Raw genomic sequence first — 22950 nt, 5'->3', positions numbered from 1 at the left:
GATCGTGAGAGCGAAAAAACAGAAAGGGATGGAGGAACCTGTATGAAAAGGTGTAGTTACTGTGGTAAAAAAATAAACGGAAGTGTTGGATTTTGCAGTGATGCATGCGAAAGCCGCTATAAAAAAAGAAACGGGTTTTTTGTCCGGTAAGCTCATCAGAAGCCGAGGGAGTTGCTCGTTTCTTTTTTGTTATCCTATTTTCTTTACCCTATCACATCCGTAACCGCATTCACTGCTTTCGCCACAAAGCTGATCGTCTTTTCATTGAACACTTCCCCGTCTTTTGAGATCGAAACGTGTGCGAGTCCGATCTCATCTTTCTCGCTCGCTTCGGTGCTGCCCATGAGGGTTGTCCATTTGATCTGGACATCGTCGGCTGTGATGGCGTGGTCGCATGTTACGATGTACTCTCGTAATAAAGGAGGAACTGCATGCCTTTAAATTTAACCGATTTCAATCAGTTTTACGTCATCAATAAAATCTGCGGCCAGGAAAAGCAGCGTCATTATCTGGAGTCGCTTGGGTTTGTTCCCGGGGCCAGGATTTCGATTCTGTCGGAGCTTCACGTTTATTATCTCGTCATGGTGAAGGGCAGTAAAATCGGGCTGGATCATCGCGCCTTTGCGCTTCTGATTATCCTTACGCTGCTCGGCTGCGCCTCTGCACTGACGCTTACCGATTATCTGAAAAGCCTCTCCCGCCGTAACGGCGCGGATCGCTTCAACCCATTTTTCTTCCGTGTCGTGGCGCCGGACCCGCACCTCTTCTTCCTCCTGCGGCGCAATCTGCTCCACCAGAAATTTCATGTCCAACTCCCCCCTCTCGATCTTATGATTATACCATGCCGGAAGGTTTGCAATCTACTGTTTTGGGAACAAGCTGCAAAAATTAAGAGGTAAGCTGTGATTTCTGCTAAAACAGCCGAAGCTGTGCATCAAAATACGACTCCTGCTTTGCTTCTTTTATGATATCGCCCTCCCGGACCCGGTTGTAAAACCATTCACTAAAAAACGCCGGAATATCGGTCCGGCAGCCGGTGTTTAAAATCATGCTGTTTTACCTTTCATATCTCAACAATGAACGTTTTCAATTCTACAGTCTCACTTTCCTGATAAGGCATATTGTCATCTCCTCTGTTGAATTTGTCTCGTCAATCATGTCATCATCTCGTCACGTAAGTGACGTGATTAATTTTCTCGAATATTATATGTTTTTCCGTCTCAGATCCGATCCAGCACTTCCCCAATATCCCCTTTAATGCACACCGCTCTGTCACGGATCAGATCCGGGACACGCATATCGCTGGTGTTGATGCAGACATAAAGATTATCTTTATCTTCTGCTGTCATGCTGAAAAATGGATATTTGATAATTCCCGGCGTGTTGTATCCCACGCCGAGTTCCAGATACAGGATATGGCCTCTGTTGTGACGAAGCAGGAAATCAATGCGTCGGCTGGATGCCTCATGCCAACCTTTATCTTCCACGAACGTGTCATCCGCGCGCAGATTCATGCTCATCGGTTTTCCGCAGTGTGGGCAGTACGGCACCAGTTCGGATGGGATCCGCATACTCAGGTTTCCGTTCTCCGGCGGAACAAGGCTTCCGTCTTCCAGGATCTGATACCCCTGGGCAAGCAGCATCTTTTGAATGATTTCTTCATTGTCATACGTTTCCTTGCAGCACGGCTTGGAGCACTGAAACAGGCCGTAATCTCCCTGCGTGTAAAACAAACGGTTTTTATCAAATCCGGCTTTCTGGAAGCAGTGGTCTACATTTGTGGTGATGACAAAATAGCTCTTATTTTTCATCAGGCTGAGCAGTTTCTGGTAAACCGGTTTTGGCGCGTCCTGATAGCGGTTGATGTAAATGTATCTGCTCCAGTACGCCCAGTATTCTTCCAGCATATCGTAAGGGTAGAAGCCGCCAGAATACATATCGTGGAAACCGTATTTCTGTTCAAAATCCGCAAAATATTTCCGGAACCGCTCACCGCTGTAGGTAAATCCGGCCGATGTCGAAAGCCCGGCCCCGGCTCCTATTAAAATCGTGTTTTTTTCCTGCAGTGCGGTGCGAAAACGCTCCATCTTTTTTTCAAATTCTCTTTCTTTCCAACTTTCAAACATCGCAAATTCACCTCTTCTTTATTTTCTGCTTTTATTTTAAATGAAAACTGCTCGCTTCACAAGTAAGCACTTTTTTGTAACTCATGTATGGAAAAAGCAGCCGCTTTTCAACATCAAAAAACGACTGCTCTGTTTCCCATTCTTCCGCGATTACTTTTCTCCCAGCAGTTCCTCGTAAATCTCCCGGTCGCGGTCCTTGAACACGTTGAAAATCACCTTCTCCACGCTCGTCTTATTCTGCGCCAAAAACTCTTTCACCGTCGCAACGGCAATCTCTGCCGCTTTCTCGTTCGGGAAATGAAATTCACCGGTGGAGATACAGCAGAATGCCACACTTTTCAACTCATTCTCCGCTGCAAGCGAAAGGCACGACCGATAGCAGTCCGCCAGCTGTCGGCAATGCGTTTCCGTCAGCTGTCCTCCGACAATCGGACCGACCGTGTGGAGCACATAGCGGCACGGCAGATTATACGCCGGTGTGATTTTCGCCTGCCCTGTCGGCTCCGCGTGGCCCTGCGCTTCCATCATCTCCTCGCAGTACAGTCGAAGCTGCACGCCTGCAAACGTATGGATGCAGTTGTCAATGCACCGGTGATTCGGCACGTAGCAGCCGGTCATGCCGCTGTTCGCTGCATTCACAATCGCATCGCACCGGAGCGCAGTGATGTCGCCCCGCCAGAGATACAGCCCCGGCTGCACCGGCGTAAGCTCTTCAATATCCGTCACACCCTTTTTCGCCGTCTCCTCCTGCAGATACGCATCCTGGATTTTCAGAAATTCCGCACTGCTCTTTTTCGCCATGCGCACATTCATCAGCCCCCGCAGAAGCTGTCTCTGCCCGGTGCTGTCGGACGGGATCTGTAAATCATGGTACTCCTGACTCTCATCCAACAGCGACTGGATCAGAAAATTTCGTCGTTCACTCTGGTTCATGTTATTTCCTCATTTCCGTCGTTTCTATAGACTCTATCTTATCACTTTTCCCATAAAATCTGTAGATAAAAGAAGCGGGTTACTGCCCTCTTTTACGGATTGTTCCTTTCGGGCATGTCTCCGCGCACCGGCCGCAGTGCAGGCACTGGTGCTGGTCGATCACGACCGGGATGCGGGTGATGTCGATGCATTTCTGCGGACAGACTGCAAAGCAGAGCTTGCAGCCAATGCATTCGTTTCCCACTTCGTATCCGGCCATCGACTGCTCTGCGCCGCCGATCAGGATCGTGTCACGCACGATATGCGACGGATCGCTGATGTCAAAGTATTCTCCCTCGGCTTCGTACAGCCGGAACACCTCAAGTGCTGCGCGCGTATCGCCTGGATAAATTTTCTGCATGTATGGATTTTTTTCGAAAATTTCATCCAGCTTTTCGCTGTGGATGTTCTGAATTCTGCCGCGGAGAGAGACTGCTTTTTTATCTTTTGTCGCGGAAATCGCCACGTAGCCCTGCTCCATGAGCTGCGCATAAAAAGCTTTTCCTTTTGCGGTCAGAAAATACACTCCTTTCTCATCCCACAGCATCATGTCGATCACGCGGGTCTGTGGATGACCGTCTGCGCCGATCGTTGCCATCGTGGTTGAGTGCATCTCCTCCACTAACATTTTCAGATAATCATTTCTCTCCATAGCGGCAGATTAAAACTCGTACGGCGGGTTTCCGGAAAAGTCTGCGATTACACCGTGTGCATTGTCCAGATAGAATACCTCGAAAATCGGGTTGTCAGCAGTCTGGTACTGGCCTTTTACGATCGGGTTCTGGATGCACATTTCTTTTGCGGCCATATTTTTTTCAAACACTGCCGTTCCGTGCAGACGGATCCATGCGTAGGACGGGCTGGAAACAGAAATTTCAATTTCCGGGTTTTCCTGCATATCTTTGTAAACATCTTTGGTGTTGTTGGTGCAGAACCACAGTTTTCCGTCAAGCTCACCTGCAAACATAAACGGACGGCATTTTGCCTTTCCATCGCGGCCTACCGTTGCCAGATACTGTACTGGATTCTCATTTAAAAATTCTACTACTTTGCTCATTTTACTTTCCTCCATTTTGAATATTTTTTAGATTGTTTCTTTTGAAAGATTGTTTTCTCTTTCGATGGTTCTATCATAAATTTACAGAGGCTTTTCGTAAAGTAAGCACAATATTGTGGTGTAGTTACCAAAAGGAAACTATTGCCGTATTCCGCGGAAAAACGAAGAAAAAGCGCACCGTTTTTCCCGCGGTACGCTTTCTCTTCGTTCCTTTTTCTGTTTTATTCCATATATCCCTGGAAACTGTTCTTCGTTTCAAAGTCAATGGTCTCTTTCATCGCTTCATTCACATCAAATGCATTTCCGATTTTCTTCGTCTGCTCGGTATAATCTGCCGTCTCAAACGCACGGTCATACGCAGAGCGGAAGCTCTTATAGTAATTCAGCTCTGCTCCGAAATATGGATTCGGCTGAAGCATCAGGCTGTTGTATGCGCGGATGATGCCGGAAATCGGTACGCCTGCCGCATTTTTATCCAGCAGGGAAAAATCATCACAGGAATACTTCCATGTTTTTTCGTATGCCTTTTTAACGTCTTTTAAGAGTGCCTGCTCCTCTTCGCTGAGCGGTTTCATCTCTTTCATATAGGAAAGGTTGTCTTCCAGCTGCTCCAGATTGCTCATGCCGGACAATACCACAAACACCTCATCCAAAGATGCTGCGAAACGGATCGCATGGCTTGCCGCGGATGCGTTCTCATCCATCTGTTTCATTTTTTCACGGACGCTCTCCGGAACCTCTGCCAGCATGCCGCCTTTGACCGGCTCCATCGCGATGACCTTTGCACCGTGTTTTGCAATGACTTCACAGCATTTCTTTGCCTGGATGAACGGTTCGTCCCAGTCATAATAATTTACAACGATCTGAACAGCTTCTACTTCCGGGTGCTCTGCCAGAATCTGATCCAGGTGTTCTGCATCATCGTGGTAGGAAAAAGCAATGTGTCGGATTTTTCCTTCTTCTTTCCATTTTTTCATATGCTCAAACAGATGCGCATCCTGCACTTCTGTCTTGTATAAATACCGGTTCAGATTGTGAAGCAGATAAAAATCGAAATACTCTACGCCGCATTTCTCGAGCTGCTCCTGAAAAATCGCATCTACCTGCTCTTCTTTCGGCATGGTAAAGGTCGGGAATTTTGATGCCAGCAGGAAGCTGCTTCTGTCATGGCGTTTTACCAGTGCCTCGCGGATTGCGGTCTCGGATGCTCCGTTGTGATAAACATACGAAGTATCAAAATACGTAAATCCCTCTTCCAGATAACGATCTACCATCTGATTCAGCATTTCCTGATCGATATCAGTCGGGTTTTCGCTTTTCACCGGCAGACGCATTAATCCAAATCCAAGTTTTTTCATTGTATTCCATCCTTTCTTCTGATTACAGATTTTGCATATAAGGAGCCATCATTGCTCCCAGAAACAGTCGGCAGAACTCTTCTGTCCGCTCTACAAAACCATAGGTTCCTCCTGACATATCCCAGCAGAGCATCTGCCCGTACAGGACATCGATCAGTGTGTGTGATAAAACTTCCACAGGCGTATCGCTTTTTAATTCTCCCCGTTCGATGCCGCTCTCCAGCATTTTTGCCACGGACTGCATATCAAACGCCAGTTTTCCACGGTCATCTTCATTTTCGATCAGATCCGGGTCAACGGTATTGCGTACCCATTCCTGACACAGTTTTAACCCGCTGTTCTCAATGCAGCCGGTGAAGGTCACTGCAAAAAATGTCAGCCGTTCCAGAAACGTACCTGGATGTATCAGTGCCTGATCCAAAACCTCCTGATAGGTTTCCCGGCTCAGTGCAAAAATAACATCTTCTTTTCGCTTGAAATACGTATAGAAAGTGCCGTTTGCCACACCGCATCTGCTCGTGATCTCCGCAATTGATGTGTTGGCAAGCCCTTTCTCACGGATCAGTTCTTTCGCCGCTGCCATCAGTTTTTTCTTTGTCTCCATTGCTGCAATCTGTCTGTTTGTCATTTTATCACCTCGTGTCCGTATTGTATCATTTCATTGAATGATAGTCAATGAATATCGTTCAGTTTCATTTCAAAAATTTTTCCTTGCACTTTATTTTTAAACGGTATAATATAATACTCAAAGTATCCAAAAGATACTATTGTGTAAAACCATCTGTTCTGCAGACTCTTCACTCTTTTTTTATCACAGGAGGGATTCTCTTATGTCATCTGTTGAAAAAACACCCGTTACTCTTGTCGATCTTCCGCCCTGCCCGGTGGAAACTACGCTGACTCTGATCAGTGATAAATGGAAGGTTCTGATCCTGCGCGATCTGCTGCTCCACGGCACGATGCGGTTCGGTGAGCTGAAAAAATCCATCGGCCATGTCTCCCAGAAAGTTTTAACTTCCCAGCTCCGCCAGATGGAACAGAGCGGTCTGGTCAACCGTAAAGTTTACGCCGAGGTACCGCCGCGTGTCGAATATTCGCTGACGGAACTCGGTTTCAGCCTCCGCCCGATCATGGATGCGATGTGGGACTGGGGCGAAGCGTACAAGAAAAAGCTGGCGCAGGAGGAAGACACCGCCGCAAATGCATGAACGAAAAAAGTCTGTTGAGAAACCGCCCATTCTGGTTCTTCTCAACAGACTTTTCTTCTCTCTTATCTTCCTTTCAGCACAATCGTCCTCCAGCTTCCGATCGTTCCGTCATACGTTCCCTGCCATACTGGGTAACGCTTCGTTGGGAGTTGGATTGTAACCGCCTCCCGGTTGAAGTTCTGGACAAACACGTACCGGGTTCCATCCTTCTGCTCGCGCATCGTGACTTCCACGCCTTCCGGAACTTCTTCCACGATCCGCTCCACACCGGCCTCTTCTGCCAGTTTCCGGCAGACTTCATCGTACAGTCCCTGTTCGAAGTCCGCACAAACGGCATACGCTTTTCCCTTTCCGTACACATTCCGGGTCAGTGCCGGCATGCCTTCATAGAAATCCTTTCCGTATGTCATCAGTGCTTCCGCTGTAGAAAGTTTCACCAGCTCGCAGAGATGACTGCAGCGGTATGCCCGTTCCAGATGCAGCGGATTTTCCGGTTCCGGAATTCCTTCGTTCCATTCGCCATCGTACAGTCCGTCAATCTCCATACTCCGGAATCCCATCACATCCATCAGATCGTGCGGTGTTCCTCCTAAGTAACAGAGGTCGATTTCATCTACAATGCCGGACCAGTAGGTCAGCAGGAAAATTCCTCCATTTTCCACAAACATCCGAACCTTCTCTGTCCATCCTTCCCGCAGCAGATACACCATCGGCGCCGCCACCACACGGTATCCGTCGAGGCTCCTCGTCTCGTCAATCACATCCACATTGATGCCCAGTTTCCGGAATGCCTGATATGGCTTTTCCACGGTTTCTTTATAAAAAACACCTGCATTCCGCGGACCCGCCGCATCTTCCACCGCCCAGCGGTTTTCGACATCATAAATCACGGCTGCTTCCGCCGGGTTCTGCGAACCGTTCACTTCCTGCAGCTGCTCCAAAGCTACGCCGACTTTTGTCACTTCACAGAATACCCTGGTATCCGATCCGCCATAATGGTCGATCACCGCTCCATGAAATTTTTCGGATGCACCGCGGCTCTGCCTCATCTGAAAATACAGCACACTGTCCGATCCATGCGCAACCGCCTGCAGCGACGCGGCCTGCAGCATGCCTGGTTTTTTCAGCTTGCTGACGGACTGCCAGTTTGTCGCGGAAGGACAGCTCTCCATCAGATAAAACGGCTTTTCCTGAATGCTCCGCATAATGTCGTGCTGCATGCCCGTATCCGTCGCTGTTACCGTCTCCATCTCTTTGTGCCAGGTCGGATAATTGTCCCAGGACACAAAGTCAATCACATCTGCAAACTTGTAGTAATTCAGTCCCTTAAAATCGTACATCATATTGATGGTGGACGGCTGCTCTGCCCCCGCATCCCGCAGCGCTTTGATTTCCCATTTTACAAAATCTGCGGTCTGATCTGTCACAAACCGTTTCCAGTCCAGGTTCAGTCCGTGCAGCGAAGAATCTCCTTTCGGGGACGGACTTTCCACCTGATCGAAGTTCTGGTAGGTATGACTCCAGAATGCCGTATTCCAAGCGCGGTTCAGCTGATCCAGCGTGCCGTATTTCTTCTTCACCCAGCCGCGGAACGCCTCCTGGCACAGCGGGCAGTGGCACTCTCCGCCATATTCATTCGAAATATGCCATGCAATCACGCCAGGGTGGTCTTTGAACATTTCCGCCAGTTTCGTATTGATGATTCTTGTTTTTTCCCGGTAAACCGGTGAGGTATAGCAGTGATTATGGCGCTCCCCGTACAGATTCCGTTCTCTCGCTGCATTGACACGGAGCACCTCCGGGTATTTTTCCGCCATCCAGCGCGGTCTTGCCGCCGTCGGCGTGGAAAGCATGACCACAATTCCGTTTTCGTACAGGCGGTCAATCACCTCTTTTAACCATTCCAGACGGAAAACTCCTTCCCCCGGCTCTAAAAATGCCCAGGAAAACATGCCAAGCGAAACCTCGTTGATTCTGGCTTTCTTGAAATACGCCAGATCCTGTTCCAGAATCTCCGGGTAATCCAGCCACTGTTCCGGGTTATAATCGCCCCCGTGCAGGAGCTTTCCAAAATTTACCTCTTTACCACGCATCTGTTCTGTCTCCTTTATTTCACGAACAGCCCATCCTTCCTCCGCGCAGAATGAGCTGTTCTACAAAATTTTCTGCCTTTGCTGTCTGTTTCTGATCCAGAAATTCAAAAATCAGTCCGCCTGTTCTGCTTTTCGGCTTTCTGGAACATCTTACATCAGATTCCCTTAAACGTAAAGGTAAACTCCAGTTTTTTATCAATCGGAATCAGGTACTCCGGATGGGTCTGTGCACCCCAGCTGTCGTCTCCGCCAACACCCATCTGCTGTTTTGCCACGCGCACAACGGTGTAATGTACCTGCGGCAGTTCATACGGATGCATCGCATTTTCCAGCTCGTGCGGTGTGTACGGCAGTGCGGAAAATTCCATCTTGTCGCCGCTGAACATCATGCCGCGGCCCTTGCGGTTCGTCACGGTTGCCCAGCGTACACCAACCTTGTTGCCGCACTCCTGCGGAACGAGATATTTCGCCATATTGTCTTCGACTTTATTCTTATAAACGCCAAGCTTTGCTCCGGCGCAGCGGTCCACATACGTCTCCTCCGGTCCCATACCGTACCAGGTTACATGGTCGTAATCGGCATCCAGTTTGAACATCACGCCGAATTCCGGCATATCGCCGAGCTCTTTCACCGGATCATACGTCAGCGTCGTCTGAATGCTTCCATCGCCGAAGACACGGTAGGTCAGACGGCACTCGCTCGCCGGTGTGGTCGGCATTACATAGCGGTAGCTGACTTCTGCGCAGTCCTCGTGTACTTCGATTTCCGGCGCATACAGTCCCGGATAATGGCTACCGTTCGGATATTTGTGGGACAGATACATCGAAGCAATCTTCCACTGGCTGTAACGCATCGGCATCAGGCTTCCGCAGTCATTGTCGATCGGCGCACGCCAGAAGTTCGGTTTCGGAATCATTTTGATCATCTCAACGCCGCCGTAACGGTACGATACGAGTCCGCCGTTCAGATCGGAGAACATCACATCGAAATTCTCGCCGCGCACACCAAAATCATGGTTGGAACGGATCACTTCAAATTTCGCCGGTTTTTCTGCTTTCGCCGGTGCTTCCACTTCATAAACACCCTGTCCGAATGCAACTTCATGGCCGCGCCTGCCCCATACGGTATCTTCTTTCAGGCGGAAGGAAACGGTCACCGCATACTCGCCCGGAAGGGTCTGTACGGCAATCGGAAGCTCCACTGTTTTTTCGGAAAGCGGCTCCACGGAAATTTCCATCGGCACTTCTTTCAGTTTCTTTCCTTCTTTTTCGAGAATTACCACGCAGTCAAACGCATCGGTATTCACAAACAGGTTCTTATTTTTTACAGCTGCTTTGTCTTTCTGTACATCCACAGCAATGTTCTGATAGCAGAATTTTACTTCCTGCATCTTCGGGGAAGCATCGCGCCCGCCGCCGTATACAATACCATTTCCGCTGAAATTGTAATCGCATGGATGATCATCAAAGTCTCCGCCGTACGCCTGAAATTCTTTTCCGTAGCGGTCTTTTTTGTAGATTGACTGGTCGATATAATCCCAGATAAAGCCGCCCTGGAACAGCGGTTCTTCCTCGGCAAGATCCATATATTTCTTCATGGCGCCGCAGGAATTTCCCATCGCATGCGCATACTCACAGCAGACATACGGTTTTCTTCTGTCTTTCGACAAGAATTCACGGATTTCATTGACCGTCGTGTACATCCGGCTTTCCATATCGCTGGTGTCGTTGTATCTGCGGTCGTCATTAACTCCTTCATAATGAACAAGACGGGTCGGGTCCATCTTCCGGTACAGCTGGGACATTTCAAAAATAACTTTTCCGCCGAACGATTCATTTCCGCAGGACCAGATCAGAATCGCCGGATGGTTTTTGTCTCTCTGATACATCGAATTGACACGGTCGAGCATACAGTCCATCCACTCCGGGCGGTCGCATGGTACAACACCGGAGAAATCTCCGCTTCGTACCGCATCCGTATCTCTCGTTCCATGGGACTCCATGTTGCACTCCGCGATCATGTAAAGACCGTATTCATCGCACAGATCATAAATGCCGACCGCATCCGGGTAATGGCAGGTACGGATCGCATTGATGTTGTTCTGTTTCATCGTTGTCAGGTCTTTGATCAGCTCTTCTCTCGAAACGACACGGCCGGATACGGAGCTGAACTCGTGGCGGTTGACGCCTTTAAAGACAACCCGCTTTCCATTCAGCATCATGATGTGGTCTTTCATCTCAAAGCGGCGGAATCCGACTCTCTGCGGAATCAGTTCCTGCACCGTTCCATCCTCTGCGGTGACTTCCAGCAGAAGATCATACAGCACCGGTGTCTCTGCCGACCACAGTTCCGGTTGATCGACTTTCAGGACAAACTGTGTTTCCCCATCCAGCACACCTTCGGTGCTCTGCAGTGCCGTTCCGTCTTTTGACAGGGTAATTTTTACCTTTCCTGTTCCGATCGTTTTCGTATCAATGACCAGATCTGCCTTCGTAAACGTATCATCCAGCAGCGTCTGTACTTTCAGATCCGAAACGTGAACCTCCGGAATCGTGTACAGATACACATCACGGTAAATACCGGAGAAACGGAAGAAATCCTGATCCTCGCACCAGCTTCCGCTCGTCCATTTGAAAACCTGTGCTGCCAGTTTATTTTCGCCCTCTTTCAGATACGGGGTCAGTTCAAACTCGGACGGAGTAAACGTATCCTCGCTGTAGCCAAGGAAGGTTCCGTTCAGCCATACGGCAATACCGCTCTCTGCTCCCTGGAAGGAAACAAAAAGCCGTTTTCCTTTCATCTGATCCGGCACTTCAAAATATTTCACATAGGAAGCGGTCGGGTTGAACCGCTCCGGAATCTCGCCCGGCTGGATTTCTTCTCTTCCTTCCCACGGATACTGCACATTGGCATACTGCGGTGCGTCGTATCCTTCCATCTGGATATGCGCCGGCACGCGGATATCGTCCCATTTTGTGCAGTCATACTCCGGTGTCTCAAATCCCGGAATCGTGCTCTCGTAGTTCTTTGCGTAGTGGAATTTCCACAGTCCGTTCAGACTGTGACGGAAGTTTTCCACATGCTGCTCCATTTCTTCCACCGATCCATAATATCTGTGGTCGGAATGCGCCGGCACCCGGTTTTCTCCATAATACGTTGGGTCCTTCACTTTTTCATACTGAAATACACTCATTTTTATTTTCCTCCTTCTGGAATTTTATTTTCTTTGCTCTTTTGAAAAAAAGGTGGATATTCATCCAAATATCCACCTTTTCTGTTCGATTCTTTTTCTTATTTCACGGCACCTGTGATACCTTCTGTGAAGCTCTTCTGGAAGCAGAAGAAAATGATTGCTGTCGGGATCGTACAGATAAATACGCCGAGCATCAGCACACCGTAATCTACAGTGTAGCCGCCGAGCAGGTTCGCTACCAGCATCGGCATGGTGATGGATTCATTGTTCTGTAAGATAACCTTCGGCCACAGGTAGTTGTTCCATGCGTTCATAAAGGTGATGATCGTTGCTGCCGCATACGTCGATTTCATGGTCGGCATATACATGCGGAAGAAAATTCCTGTCTCGCTTAAGCCATCGAGTCTTGCCGCTTCGATGATATCGTGCGGGAAGGAACGGGAAGCCTGGCGGAACATCATGATCATGAACGGTGTTGAAATCGAAGGAAGCATGAAAGCTGCCATCGTGTTGACCATTTTCAGCTGGGAAAACATGCGGAACATTGGGATCATGATTGCTGCGAAAGGAATCATCATCGCAGTCAGAAGTACGGTGAAGACCGCATCTTTTGCTTTATCATGATAGATCTCAAATCCATAACCGGCGATCGAGCAGACCAGAAGACAGAGAATGGTCAGAATCGTCGCATTGCGGAAGGAGTTCCAAAGTGCAAGACGCAGGTTCTGCTGCGCGATCAGCGCTTTAAAGTTTTCAACCAGATACGTACCCGGAATCAATTTTCCGGCAATGACATCAATACTTCTGTTTGTGGATGCACAGAACATATAGTACAGCGGAAAAACGGAAAGGATCGATGCTATGCTTAAAATCAGATACATGAAAAATTTCTTTGCTTTTCCCATTATCGCTCGTCACCTACTTTCATCTGAAGCAGTGCCAGAATGGCTACCATGATCAGGATCAGGATGGACATTGCTGCCGCATAGCCAAAGTTCGGGCTCTGTACAAAGGACATATTGTAAATATAATGAGACATGGTCATGGTTGATTTTCCAGGACCTCCGTTTGTCAGGTTCAGGGACTCATCGAACAGCTGCAGGGTACCGTTGGTAGAGGTAATCGTAGTCAGCAGGATCATCGGCTTCAACAGCGGAACGGTGATCTTGAAGAAGGTCTGCAGCGGGCTTGCGCCGTCGATTTTGGCTGCTTCATAGATTGAATATTCAATGTTCTGCATACCGGAGAGATAGAATACCATGTTGTATCCCGTCCATCTCCAGATCAGGGCGATAATGATAACCGCACGGGCTGTCCACGCATTGGAGAACCACATGATCGGGCTCATGCCGAGGCCGCGGAGAACGGTGTTGATAAAACCGTCGTTTGCAAACAGGGAACGGAAGATCATCGCGTAAGATACGAGAGATGTTGCGCACGGCAGGAAAATGCAGGTACGGAACAGTCCTTTGAAACGCAGATCTTTGTTGTTCAGCATGGAAGCAAACATCAGGCCGAGGATCAGCATGATCGGTACCTGAATAATCAGGTAGAAGAAGGTGTTGCTTAAGGTCTGTTTAAAGGTCGGGTCTTTTAAAATACGGGCATAGTTTGCAAATCCGTTAAATTTCAGGTTGATGCCCATACCTGTCTGCAAAGACAGGATGAACGCCTGAATCATCGGATAAAAGCTCATCCATGCGATCAGGATCGTTGCCGGCATCAGGAAAACCCATCCGGTAAGATTCTGTTTTCTTTCCAAGTTCATTCCTTTTTTCTTCTGACTGCTCATGGAATCTTCCTTTCTTTTTTTACTCTGGCGTGTGCTTGAAAAAATCTTTTCGCAGACAACATTTCATGTTCTCCTGCAGAAATCATTTTTCAAACACACACCGCATAGATACAGAACGGGCCTGCTTCTGTCTGTCCAGGAAGCAGACCCGTTTCTTATCGTCCTACTTTTTTATGTATGGGGATCTGATCAGCCACCCATGTTGAACTCTACAGTTTCCTGTGCGGTCTGAAGTTCGCTGTCCATATCTGCTCCTGTCTGGATGATATTGGAAAGTGCGGTTCCGACAGCATCACGTGCATCGTAGTAGAATGCTCCGGTGATGTTGGAAGGAGTCTTGGTTGCGAAATCAACGATCTTTGCGTAAACCGGATCATCGCTGAAGAATGCAACTGGCTGTGCATATGCTTCGGAATCTCCTGCCGGTGCCCAGGTTGCCAGAGCGCCTTTTGCGATGATGTCATCGTAAAGAGCGGTGCTGCCTGCAAAGGTAGATTTCATAAAGTCAATAGCAAGATCCTGTTTTTTGCAGTTGGAAGAAATTGCCCAGGAAGAACCACCGTTGTTGGAGTAATTGGTTGCTCCGTCAACGCCGTCCAGTTTCGGCATGTTGGTGATTGCCCATTTGCCGGACTGATCATCGTTTGCTGTGATGGAAGCCATGATCCAGCATCCGTTGATAACGCCTGCTGTGGTTCCGTTGTTGATGGATGCGATGTACTGATCCCAGTCAGTAACCTCTACAAGAGTGCCATCTTTTACCATCTGGCTGTAAATCTCAAGGATCGGTTTCAGTGCTTTGTTGTCTACGATGTTGACAGATCCATCTTCATTGAAGAGGGACTCACCGCAGGACTGCAGCATTTCCATAACAAGGTCCGGAGATCCGGCCTGAGATGTCAGGATCGGCTGGCCTGTTTTCTCTTTGACAACTTTTGCTTTCTCCATAAAGTCATTCCAGGTGATATCTGTGAAATCATCTACGGTGAAGCCTGCCTGCTCCAGCATATCAGTACGCAGGCACTCGATAACGGCACCATTGTCGAACGGAATTCCGTAGTTCTTTCCATCCAGAGTAGAGTAAGCAACTTTTGCGGATGAGAATTCGCCAAAATCAATTCCGGAATCGGTCAGATCGGTGAAGATGTCCGGATAGTTGGTTGCATATTTCTGGAAGGAGTTATCCTGCATCAGGAAGATATCCGGCAGAGTGCTTAAGTCTCCTGCGGAAACTGCTGTGGTCAGACGGGTTTCAATGTCGTCGGACTGTACTTCGCTGACTTCTACTTTGAATCCTTCGTGATCCTGTGCATAAATTTCAGCTGCTTTCTTGATCGCATAAACGTTGAAGTTCGGGTCCCAGGTCCATACGGTTAAGGTGTTGTCGTCATCAGAGCCGCCCTCTACTACGTCGCTGCTCTCTGATTTTGCACTGGTATCACTTGCTGCTGCATCGTTTCCGCCATTGCTGGAGCTTGTTGTTGTTCCGCCGCTGGAACCGCATGCTGCCAGTCCAAATACCATTGCTGATGCCATTACGATTGATACAATTTTTCTTTTCATATTGCACATCCTCCTTAAGATGTTATTTTACAACCAGAACTTCTGCATCTTTCGCGCAGAAATCCTTTTGGTTGTTTTGTACACTTTTCAGGTTTTTATCCCCTCAACATGTACAAATTATAACAACATTTTTCCGTCACTTGTGCGCATATTCGACTCTTTCATGTGCATTTTCAACCATCTATCGGTATTTCAACGGATATTACCATCCCTCCTGCGTTTTTATGTCAAATTTCAACAAATTCCGTTCATAGTGTTCCGGTGCGCTCCGCCACTGCTGCGGAGAAACGCCGAGAATCTTTCGAAAATTACGGTTAAATGTAGACATTGTGGTGAATCCGCAGTGCAGTGCAATGTCATTTACGGAGGCATTTGTCTTTCGCAACTCTTTGCACGCCGCCCGGATCCGGACCCAGTTGATATACTCCACCGGCGGCATCCGCATCGATTCCTGAAAAATGCGGCGCAGGTGTGTCTCACTGATATGGCATACCTCTGCAAGCTCCTCAATCCGGATACTCTCCTGAAAATTTTCCCCGATATAATCCAGGGCAGGCAGAATTAAGGTAACGCTCGCATCATCCACGATGGCGTTTCTTTCCTGCTCCTCGTCTTTCTCATTCCACCTGGCAATCTGCATCAGGAGTGCCCGTGTCAGTCCTTTCACTTCTTCCAGATAAAATTCTTCTTTTTCCTCCATACATTTGAGAATCAGCTTGATCAGCTCCGCTACCGCAGGCCTGTCTTCCTTTTTTGAGAAATGAGCCCTCTGGTTAATGCGTGAAATCAGCTTCTGTGCCATACGCGGATTGTCCTTGTACAGCGCCATGATAAAGCCCTCCACATCAATAAACAGCCATGCCCAGGAGCACAGGCTGTTTTCCTTCGAATTCGTGGTATGCGGAAAATTCTTTGGTACTACCGTAAATGCCCCCCCCGTCGTACGGTATTTCTTTTTCTTCCAGAACGATCGTTCCCTCTCCGTAATAGCAGAAACCAATTTCCATCAGATTATGAAAATGCAGATAATCGATCTGATACCCGTAATTCTGTACCCATTTTTCGCCCTGAAGTGCCAGCACCGGGCTTTTTTCCGGCACCTCGTAATAGCGGAACTCCATTCTGGGCTTTTTCTTTCTGCTCATATCCGTACCTGCTTATTCTGCTTTTTTCTGAATCATCGCCAGAAACACGAGCGGTTCTTCCCCTGCGCAGGAAATCGCATGGCCGCTGCCGTCCTCGCAGAACGTCGTCATGCCCGCCTGCACCGGGTAGATTTTGTCGTTATCCTGATACATACCCGCACCGGAGAGAATGTGATACGTTTCCGTCTCCCCATGATGCTCATGATACGGAAGCTCATCTCCTGGTAAAATCGTTACTTTCGCAAATAATGTTACCTTTCCGGAAAGGCGCTCGCCCTCCAGCAGTTTTTCTGTTGTGTGTCTGTCTGCCATGTTTTATGTCCTCACTTTCCAATTCGTTTGGTTTTCCATTTTCTCTGTCTCCATCTTACACCAAAACAGAGCGCGCGGAAACCCCAATCGAGAAATGCCATGGCAAACCATACGCCGGGGATGCCCATTGCCATGATGCTCTTTGACATGGAAAAGCTGAATTTATGTTTCCACGTTTTCTGAGCGACTTTTAGCTCTTCTGCACATTTTCCATTTTGGGCTACTTCGGCATCACTATTTTCCCTCTGTCAATCTCCACCGTCGTATCGCACAAGGCTGCGATGTCTTCCCGGTTATGGCTGGCCAGAAGGATCGTTTTTCCTTCGTCTTTCAGTTTCAAAAACAGCTGCCGCATCTCCTGCACGCCCTGGTTGTCGAGACCGTTCATGGGCTCGTCCAGGATCAGAAGGGACGGATCTTCCATGATCGCCTGTGCAATGCCGAGGCGCTGGCGCATGCCGAGGGAATATTTGCCGACGTGCTTTTTCGCCTCCGGGTCCAGGCCGACTTTTCGGATGGCTTCGTCGATCTCCTTCTTTCCGATTTTCCCGCGGATGCCGACGAGAAACTGCAGATTCTGCCTTGCGCTGTATCCTGGAAGGAAGCCCGGTGTTTCGATGATAGCGCCAATGCTCTCCGGCGCTTCGATTTCTTTTCCGATCTGTTTTTCATCCACCAAAACCGCACCGCCGTCCACCCGCAGAAATCCGCAGATGCATTTGAACAGAACTGTCTTGCCGCTTCCGTTTCTTCCGATGATTCCGTGAATCTTCCCCTTCTCAAAATTCAGACTGATCCCATCCAGCGCCGCATAGCTGCCGAATTTTTTCGTTACGTTTTCTATTCTGATCTTCTCTTCCATCGCCCTAGATTTCCTCCACAAAATTCAGATCCTTCTTCCGGATTCCAAGATACGAAAGGATCGTACATGCGCCGATGACAGCCGCAAAGACACTGTAAACATATGCCATCGACGGCCCATTTCCATACCCCTGCCACTGGTAGCTCGCAATATTCATCCAAAGCGGCGGCGCGCAGTAATAGCCGATTGTGATGTTGGAAAACTTGCTCAGCAGAAGCGCGGTGAGTGTGATGCCGCAGCCGATGACTACTCCAAATCCCCGTCTCACCAGAAAATTTCCCGCATACACCGCCATTCCAATCATCACCGTCAAAATCCAGATCGCAAGCATGGTAAGCACCATCGCCTGCGGAACCGAAAACCGGGAAAGAATCAGACCATTCAGTGCTTCCATCTCAACGTTGTACGCCGCATCCGTTGTCAGAAGACCGAGCACTTTTCCCCAGCCATTTTCCCATCCGACATAAGGAAACACCAGCAGTACCGGGAGAATAGCAAGGCACACCGTGTAAATCAGCGAAAGAATCCAGAGATACAGAACATTTCCCCAGAACCAGTTTTTCCGTCCGGCGCGCAGAATCTGAAAACTGCTGTCCGGTTCTAGAAACGGTGCGTCACAGAAAAGCAGCAATGCACCGAGCGCAATCATGACCTGCGCAAAACAGCGGTGCGTCAGAAACGGCAGAATCCAGAATGCCGCATCGATTCCCAAAGTTTTACAGAATGCGCGGATCCCGGAAGCTGTCCCCTGAAATTCCAGCAGTACCCACAGAAGGGCAACGTAAAACCGCGGCGTTGTAAATGTTTTTCTCAGCCGGATCCGGCAGACATGGTGTATCTTTCGTATGTTATCCATCGAGTTCCCTCCTTCGCATGAGCAGCCAAAAAACCACACCGATCAGAAATGCCAGGATCAGAAAGTAGCCGGAAATCCCCAAAAAATCGGACAGAGTGTCAATTCTGGTTCCGTTAAAGGCGTACCACCGCATCCACCGCGGCAGTCCAAGGGAATCCGCAAGGATCTGCGATACATATTCCAGCAGAATCGGCAGACTCGCCAGCACGAACAGGTTCTTTATTTTTCCAGATACCGCAAACACCGTCACGGCAAGGAACGCATATCTGGCCGCATCGGCTGCAATACTTGCGATAAAATACATCTGCGGAAAGGTTCTGCTCAGAATCAAATAATCCCCTTTGCCGTCTCCCATTTCTATTTCATACAATAAGGATTCCGCATCACTCGCCCGAAGCATCGGCATTTTCAGCAGCAGAAGACTGTAGGCCGCCGTCATGCCAAGGAAAATGCAGAGGAACGCTCCCAGAAACGTGACACAAAGATGCGACCAGCAGTACGCCGTTTTTCCCGCCCGCGTTTCCACGAAACAGAGATAGTGATTTCGTCTGTCCTCCCAGTAGCTCAAGGCAAACGGCAGCACTGCCAGAACCGAAAACACCCCGAAAAATGTGCCCAGTCCGTGGCTGCTTTTTACCAGATACCACAGAGAAGTATCGTTCCACGCATGTGCCGCCTCCTGGCTGATGTTCAGCAGAGTCACGAACATGGTCCCCGCCATGGCAAAATAAAATTTTCCGGACAGAAACATGCGCCTGAAATCCATTTTCATCATTCGAAAAAATGTCATCTTCTTTTCATCACCCCACAATTTCGCTGCCGTCGGCTGCGTTGATATAAACATACATGGAGATGTCCTCCACCACATACCGGAACTGCCATGCCGGAATCATATCGCATGTCAGAAAACCGTCCTCATCTCTTCCCGTCGTGATGGGATAGTAGATCAGCTTCATCCGGTCGAGTGTCACGGGATCTGCACTTGTGAGATCAAACTTATTTTTCAGTGTTTCCATCACGGTATCTTTCCCGGCAGGCGAAATGGTTTCTTTCTCCTGAACGGCAAAATGACCGTCTGCAGAAAGATACTCGATGCCCTCTTTTGTTATAACTGCCCGTATTTTGGTGGCTGGAATAAAAAGCTCATCCTGCCGGTTCACTTCATTGCACAGCACCGGAATTCCATTCAGATAGCTCTGGAAAAACAGGAGTTTGCAGTTGTCTGCTTCGGACCATTCATACTCTTCTATCTCCTGTGGTTTCAAAAGTTCCCCGTTTTCCTCTGCCTGTATCGATGCTTCCTGCTGCTGTTCCATCTGCTCGCAGGAAAATCCATACGCATCCGTCAGGGAAGCCTGCTCCCAGCCACCGACCTGTTCGATGAACTGCTGGCACTGTGCAATCAGATCTTCTTCGTTTTCCAGCGTGACCTCCTGCTCCCCTCCATAAATCATAATTCCCTCGCCGTTGCCTGCGGAAATATACTCAACCGGCAGATTGGAATAAATCTTTTTTCCTTCTTCTGTTTCCAGGTCCAGCCCACTGCTGACGCGTATCGTTCCATTCTGATTCCGCAGTTTTTCACCCAGCGTTCCTTCATAGGAATAGTTAAATGCAGGAGTCCCTTCATATCCTTCTTCTTTTTTCACACCATCCTCAGGAATCTTTCCAAACAATTCCTCAAATATCTTCTCCCCCTGAAAGCCATCCATTTTTGCCGTGCATTTTTCGATCCCATTCCAGTTTTTATCCGACATTTCGACTACTGCGTCGATGGATACCTGGCTGCCAAGGGAAAGACTGATGTGATCTCCATTTTTTAACTGCTGTCCGTTCTCCTGCTCCTCACCGAAATCGCTCTGATCCGGTTGTGTCTGCGTTGACTGCGCCTGTGTTGTCTGTATCTGCTCATTTCCCATGTTCTGGCATCCCATCAGCAGCAATCCTGCCATGACAATTCCCCATACTCGTTTTTTCATACAGTACCCCTTTCTACTGTTTTCTTTTCCGGTAACTGTTTTGAGCATATCGAAATTTCTCTTCTCCGACAACAGAGCTGGGACAAGATGCGCTATCTGGGATAAAATGCAAAAAAGACTTTGGTCTCCGGATCAGCGTTTCGCTTTTTCCATCCACACAAAGTCTTTCTTACTTTTTATTTCACAGGGAAGACTGTCTCCGCACAGAACATTCCGTCTTTTTCATAATATTTCACAGCTCCGCCCATCTTCTGCATCGTCCGCTCGACACTCTTATGGCCGATTCCATGCACACCTTCCGTTTTCTTCGTCGTCCGCAGCTCCGGATTTTCTTTCAAAACGGATCTGTCGATTTTATTCTGCACCAGCAGCCGGAGATAGCCCATCTTTTCGTCGATCAGAATCTCAATCTTTTTTCCATCCGCAATGCTTCTCTCTGCCTCGATCGCATTGTCCATCAGATTCCCAAAGACCGAACAGAATTCCAGGCCGTCAACGCCATCCATTCTGCTCAGTATCGTACATTTCACATCTGTTTTTTCGCTCCGCGCAAGAGAAATTTTCGTGTTGATCATCGAATCCACATAACTGTTTCCGGTCTGAATCAGCGTCTGCACATTTTCCATCTTCTGGTAAATCTTTTCCCAGGCATCTGCCATTTCGGACTGCGGCATCTTTTCTGCCATCTCCTGCATCGGGAGGAGATAATTTTTCAGATCGTGTTTAAACTCCCGCAGTTCTTCGTTGCCTCGTTTGATGATTTCCATGCTCTCTTTGGAATACTTTTCTTTTTCCTTCATCAGCTCGTATTCCAGTTTGGTCTGATTGTCTTTGCTCATCTGCTGTACTATAAAATACATAATCAGACAGGTCAGCCAGATACAGGCCACGCACAGCAGCATTAATTTCTGTTCCTGCATCTGGATTCCCGGAAAATCTCTGGACAAGGTAATCAATGTCTTTCCCGCAACGGTTGAGAATACAAGACTGCATCCTATAACAATCCACTGCCAGCTCACCAGATTTTTTCTTTCAAAAAGAAGGCCGTTTAAAATTTTGCCCACAAAAAAATATAAGATTTTTGTCAAAAGAACAGTAGCAATTCTCGCGATATCCTGTTGTTGAATAAAAGATGCTACACTCTCTTGCAGAAGCAAACTGCATCCAAAAAGAACTGCGGTATTCACAAACGTCGTTAATTCCCTCGCAACTACTGCAGCAATGATTTTTCGAAGAATACTGCCCCGCGTACTCACTGCCAGATACCCCACCAGCCAGAGCAATGTAAGCCATAATTCCCACCGGTCATAAATCTCCGGATACTTCTCCAGCGCCGGAAAAATCATTCCGACCAGCACCGCGAGCAGCCACAGCATTTTCCCCCGTTTTCCTTTCGGCCGCTGCTGCATGAAATCCATGCAGAATCCGAGCAGAAGCATATTTTCCAAAACAGAAATCGCAAGTTCAAAAACTTTCCAGAATGTCGCACTCATCCCATCACCGCCCCCATAATTTTCATCCGTACCTGGTTCAGATAACTTCTGCTGACCGGAACATGTTTCCCATTCAGCAAGAGAATCTCATTTTCCCGCAGCCGGTACACATAATTCATGTTGACCAGATACCCTTTGTGTGTCCTCACAAATCCATGCGGTTCCAGCTCTTTTTCTGCCTCCGCAATTTTCATTCTCGCCCGGACGGCATCGCCCCGCTCATCTTTCTCGCGGTAAAACAGCAGATAATTCTTCTCACTCTCCACAAACCAGATCGTATCGAGCGCAACCTCCACCGTCTGCCTCCCGGTCTGCAGTTCTATCTTGGGCACTTTCACCCCCATTTTCTTCTGCATCTCCAAAAGCTGTGGCTCCAGCTCCTCATCCAGATGCGTTTTGCGGATAAAAAAGAACGGATGATACGCAAATGCCTGAAACACCAGCTCATCCTTATTCGACACAAACCCGATACAGCACTCCCGGTTCCATTTTTTCAAAAAGGATGCAACCGCAAATCCATTCACTTCCGGCATATCAATATCAATCAAAAAAACAGGAACCGTATCCAGATCCTTCAGCCCCTCCAGCATCTTCTTCGAAGAATCATACCGTTCCATCTCCACCGCAATCCCATGCTTCTGACACAGACCGCGGATCCTGGTTTCCAGTTTATCTAAAAAGACGTTATCGTCATCACATAAAATCAAATGCATCGTAATCTCCCCATATTTCTGCAGATTCTATTTCTCAACAGCATATCAGATTTTTCCTTTTCTCTCAAGCAATCTGGGACAAGCCGCACGACAAACGCATGAATGACTATCTAATACCAATTCTGCTTTTTCAGTTTTTTTAAGCTTCTAAAAGTTCTTCCAAGTACTTAATTGGACGCAAGCTTACTACAAACCTTTTCTTTCTCATCGACAACTTATGTCTTGAT

The 22950-nt window shown here is 48.2% G+C and carries 25 protein-coding genes; 2 read left to right on the top strand and 23 right to left on the bottom strand.

What is annotated here, in order from left to right:
- Positions 1 to 203 precede the first annotated feature (203 nt).
- Positions 204 to 344 carry a hypothetical protein gene (locus ACY2VT_RS04145; RefSeq protein WP_461878988.1) on the bottom strand — a complete coding sequence of 47 codons (141 nt, stop codon included), beginning with the start codon at positions 342 to 344 and terminating at the stop codon, positions 204 to 206.
- A gap of 87 nt (positions 345 to 431) precedes the next feature.
- On the opposite strand from ACY2VT_RS04145, the gene ACY2VT_RS04140 reads away from it, so the two are divergent.
- On the top strand, positions 432 to 899 hold the full coding sequence (locus ACY2VT_RS04140) for a FeoA family protein (RefSeq protein WP_461878987.1): 468 nt from the start codon (positions 432 to 434) through the stop codon (positions 897 to 899).
- Positions 900 to 912: 13 nt separating this feature from the next.
- Here ACY2VT_RS04140 and ACY2VT_RS04135 read toward each other — a convergent pair whose 3' ends face one another.
- The 7 genes from ACY2VT_RS04135 to ACY2VT_RS04105 all read right to left on the bottom strand — a co-directional run bounded on the left by ACY2VT_RS04135 (position 913) and on the right by ACY2VT_RS04105 (position 6141).
- Entirely contained in the window at positions 913 to 1050 is a 138-nt protein-coding gene (locus tag ACY2VT_RS04135; protein WP_461878986.1) for a DUF1848 family protein, read from the bottom strand.
- A 170-nt stretch (positions 1051 to 1220) separates the two neighbouring features.
- Positions 1221 to 2126: an SIR2 family NAD-dependent protein deacylase gene (locus ACY2VT_RS04130; protein ID WP_461878985.1), complete on the bottom strand. Its 906-nt coding sequence runs from the start codon at positions 2124 to 2126 to the stop codon at positions 1221 to 1223.
- A 150-nt stretch (positions 2127 to 2276) separates the two neighbouring features.
- Positions 2277 to 3059, bottom strand: coding sequence for a protein-ADP-ribose hydrolase (locus tag ACY2VT_RS04125; RefSeq protein ID WP_461878984.1), 783 nt, complete (start codon positions 3057 to 3059; stop codon positions 2277 to 2279).
- Between the two features lie 79 nt (positions 3060 to 3138).
- Positions 3139 to 3750, bottom strand: a complete 612-nt coding sequence (locus tag ACY2VT_RS04120; protein WP_461878983.1) for a pyridoxamine 5'-phosphate oxidase family protein — start codon at positions 3748 to 3750, stop codon at positions 3139 to 3141.
- Between the two features lie 9 nt (positions 3751 to 3759).
- Positions 3760 to 4155, bottom strand: coding sequence for a pyridoxamine 5'-phosphate oxidase family protein (locus ACY2VT_RS04115; RefSeq protein ID WP_461878982.1), 396 nt, complete (start codon positions 4153 to 4155; stop codon positions 3760 to 3762).
- Between the two features lie 221 nt (positions 4156 to 4376).
- Positions 4377 to 5513, bottom strand: a complete 1137-nt coding sequence (locus ACY2VT_RS04110; protein WP_461878981.1) for an aldo/keto reductase — start codon at positions 5511 to 5513, stop codon at positions 4377 to 4379.
- Positions 5514 to 5535: 22 nt separating this feature from the next.
- Positions 5536 to 6141, bottom strand: coding sequence for a TetR/AcrR family transcriptional regulator (locus ACY2VT_RS04105; protein ID WP_461878980.1), 606 nt, complete (start codon positions 6139 to 6141; stop codon positions 5536 to 5538).
- A 202-nt stretch (positions 6142 to 6343) separates the two neighbouring features.
- Between ACY2VT_RS04105 and ACY2VT_RS04100 the strand changes: the two genes are divergently transcribed.
- On the top strand, positions 6344 to 6721 hold the full coding sequence (locus tag ACY2VT_RS04100; protein WP_461878979.1) for a winged helix-turn-helix transcriptional regulator: 378 nt from the start codon (positions 6344 to 6346) through the stop codon (positions 6719 to 6721).
- Between the two features lie 62 nt (positions 6722 to 6783).
- On the opposite strand, the gene ACY2VT_RS04095 is transcribed toward ACY2VT_RS04100, so the two are convergent.
- The 15 genes from ACY2VT_RS04095 to ACY2VT_RS04025 all read right to left on the bottom strand — a co-directional run bounded on the left by ACY2VT_RS04095 (position 6784) and on the right by ACY2VT_RS04025 (position 22723).
- Positions 6784 to 8814: a beta-galactosidase gene (locus tag ACY2VT_RS04095; protein ID WP_461878978.1), complete on the bottom strand. Its 2031-nt coding sequence runs from the start codon at positions 8812 to 8814 to the stop codon at positions 6784 to 6786.
- 155 nt (positions 8815 to 8969) lie between these two features.
- Positions 8970 to 12008, bottom strand: coding sequence for a beta-galactosidase, LacZ type (gene lacZ, locus ACY2VT_RS04090; RefSeq protein WP_461878977.1), 3039 nt, complete (start codon positions 12006 to 12008; stop codon positions 8970 to 8972).
- A gap of 98 nt (positions 12009 to 12106) precedes the next feature.
- Positions 12107 to 12913, bottom strand: coding sequence for a carbohydrate ABC transporter permease (locus tag ACY2VT_RS04085; RefSeq protein ID WP_461877169.1), 807 nt, complete (start codon positions 12911 to 12913; stop codon positions 12107 to 12109).
- Positions 12913 to 13776 (bottom strand): carbohydrate ABC transporter permease, encoded by an 864-nt coding sequence (locus ACY2VT_RS04080; RefSeq protein WP_461872952.1) that lies wholly within the window; start codon positions 13774 to 13776, stop codon positions 12913 to 12915. The genes ACY2VT_RS04085 and ACY2VT_RS04080 overlap by 1 nt, the downstream gene beginning before the upstream one ends.
- Before the next feature lie 213 nt (positions 13777 to 13989).
- Positions 13990 to 15363: an ABC transporter substrate-binding protein gene (locus ACY2VT_RS04075; RefSeq protein ID WP_461872953.1), complete on the bottom strand. Its 1374-nt coding sequence runs from the start codon at positions 15361 to 15363 to the stop codon at positions 13990 to 13992.
- 202 nt (positions 15364 to 15565) lie between these two features.
- Complete coding sequence (locus ACY2VT_RS04070) at positions 15566 to 16192, bottom strand: helix-turn-helix domain-containing protein (protein WP_461878976.1); 627 nt, start codon at positions 16190 to 16192, stop codon at positions 15566 to 15568.
- Positions 16193 to 16208: 16 nt separating this feature from the next.
- On the bottom strand, positions 16209 to 16508 hold the full coding sequence (locus ACY2VT_RS04065; protein WP_461878975.1) for a hypothetical protein: 300 nt from the start codon (positions 16506 to 16508) through the stop codon (positions 16209 to 16211).
- A gap of 12 nt (positions 16509 to 16520) precedes the next feature.
- Complete coding sequence (locus ACY2VT_RS04060; RefSeq protein ID WP_461878974.1) at positions 16521 to 16820, bottom strand: cupin domain-containing protein; 300 nt, start codon at positions 16818 to 16820, stop codon at positions 16521 to 16523.
- 11 nt (positions 16821 to 16831) lie between these two features.
- Positions 16832 to 16969, bottom strand: coding sequence for a hypothetical protein (locus ACY2VT_RS04055; protein ID WP_461878973.1), 138 nt, complete (start codon positions 16967 to 16969; stop codon positions 16832 to 16834).
- Between the two features lie 71 nt (positions 16970 to 17040).
- Complete coding sequence (locus tag ACY2VT_RS04050) at positions 17041 to 17682, bottom strand: ABC transporter ATP-binding protein (RefSeq protein ID WP_461878972.1); 642 nt, start codon at positions 17680 to 17682, stop codon at positions 17041 to 17043.
- 4 nt (positions 17683 to 17686) lie between these two features.
- On the bottom strand, positions 17687 to 18538 hold the full coding sequence (locus ACY2VT_RS04045; protein ID WP_461878971.1) for a hypothetical protein: 852 nt from the start codon (positions 18536 to 18538) through the stop codon (positions 17687 to 17689).
- Positions 18531 to 19328: a hypothetical protein gene (locus tag ACY2VT_RS04040; RefSeq protein ID WP_461878970.1), complete on the bottom strand. Its 798-nt coding sequence runs from the start codon at positions 19326 to 19328 to the stop codon at positions 18531 to 18533. Before ACY2VT_RS04040 ends, ACY2VT_RS04045 begins: the two co-directional genes overlap by 8 nt.
- Before the next feature lie 10 nt (positions 19329 to 19338).
- Complete coding sequence (locus ACY2VT_RS04035) at positions 19339 to 20517, bottom strand: hypothetical protein (protein ID WP_461878969.1); 1179 nt, start codon at positions 20515 to 20517, stop codon at positions 19339 to 19341.
- 176 nt (positions 20518 to 20693) lie between these two features.
- Positions 20694 to 22010: a sensor histidine kinase gene (locus tag ACY2VT_RS04030; RefSeq protein ID WP_461878968.1), complete on the bottom strand. Its 1317-nt coding sequence runs from the start codon at positions 22008 to 22010 to the stop codon at positions 20694 to 20696.
- The gene (locus tag ACY2VT_RS04025; RefSeq protein WP_461878967.1) at positions 22007 to 22723 is read right to left on the bottom strand and encodes a LytR/AlgR family response regulator transcription factor; all 717 of its coding nucleotides are present in this window, start codon (positions 22721 to 22723) and stop codon (positions 22007 to 22009) included. The genes ACY2VT_RS04030 and ACY2VT_RS04025 overlap by 4 nt, the downstream gene beginning before the upstream one ends.
- Between the last annotated feature and the right edge of the window lie 227 nt (positions 22724 to 22950).

The sequence above is a fragment of the Fusicatenibacter sp. genome (assembly GCF_050872605.1).
In the GTDB taxonomy this organism is placed as follows: domain Bacteria; phylum Bacillota; class Clostridia; order Lachnospirales; family Lachnospiraceae; genus Fusicatenibacter.
This window is presented reverse-complemented; position numbering and strand designations above follow the sequence as displayed.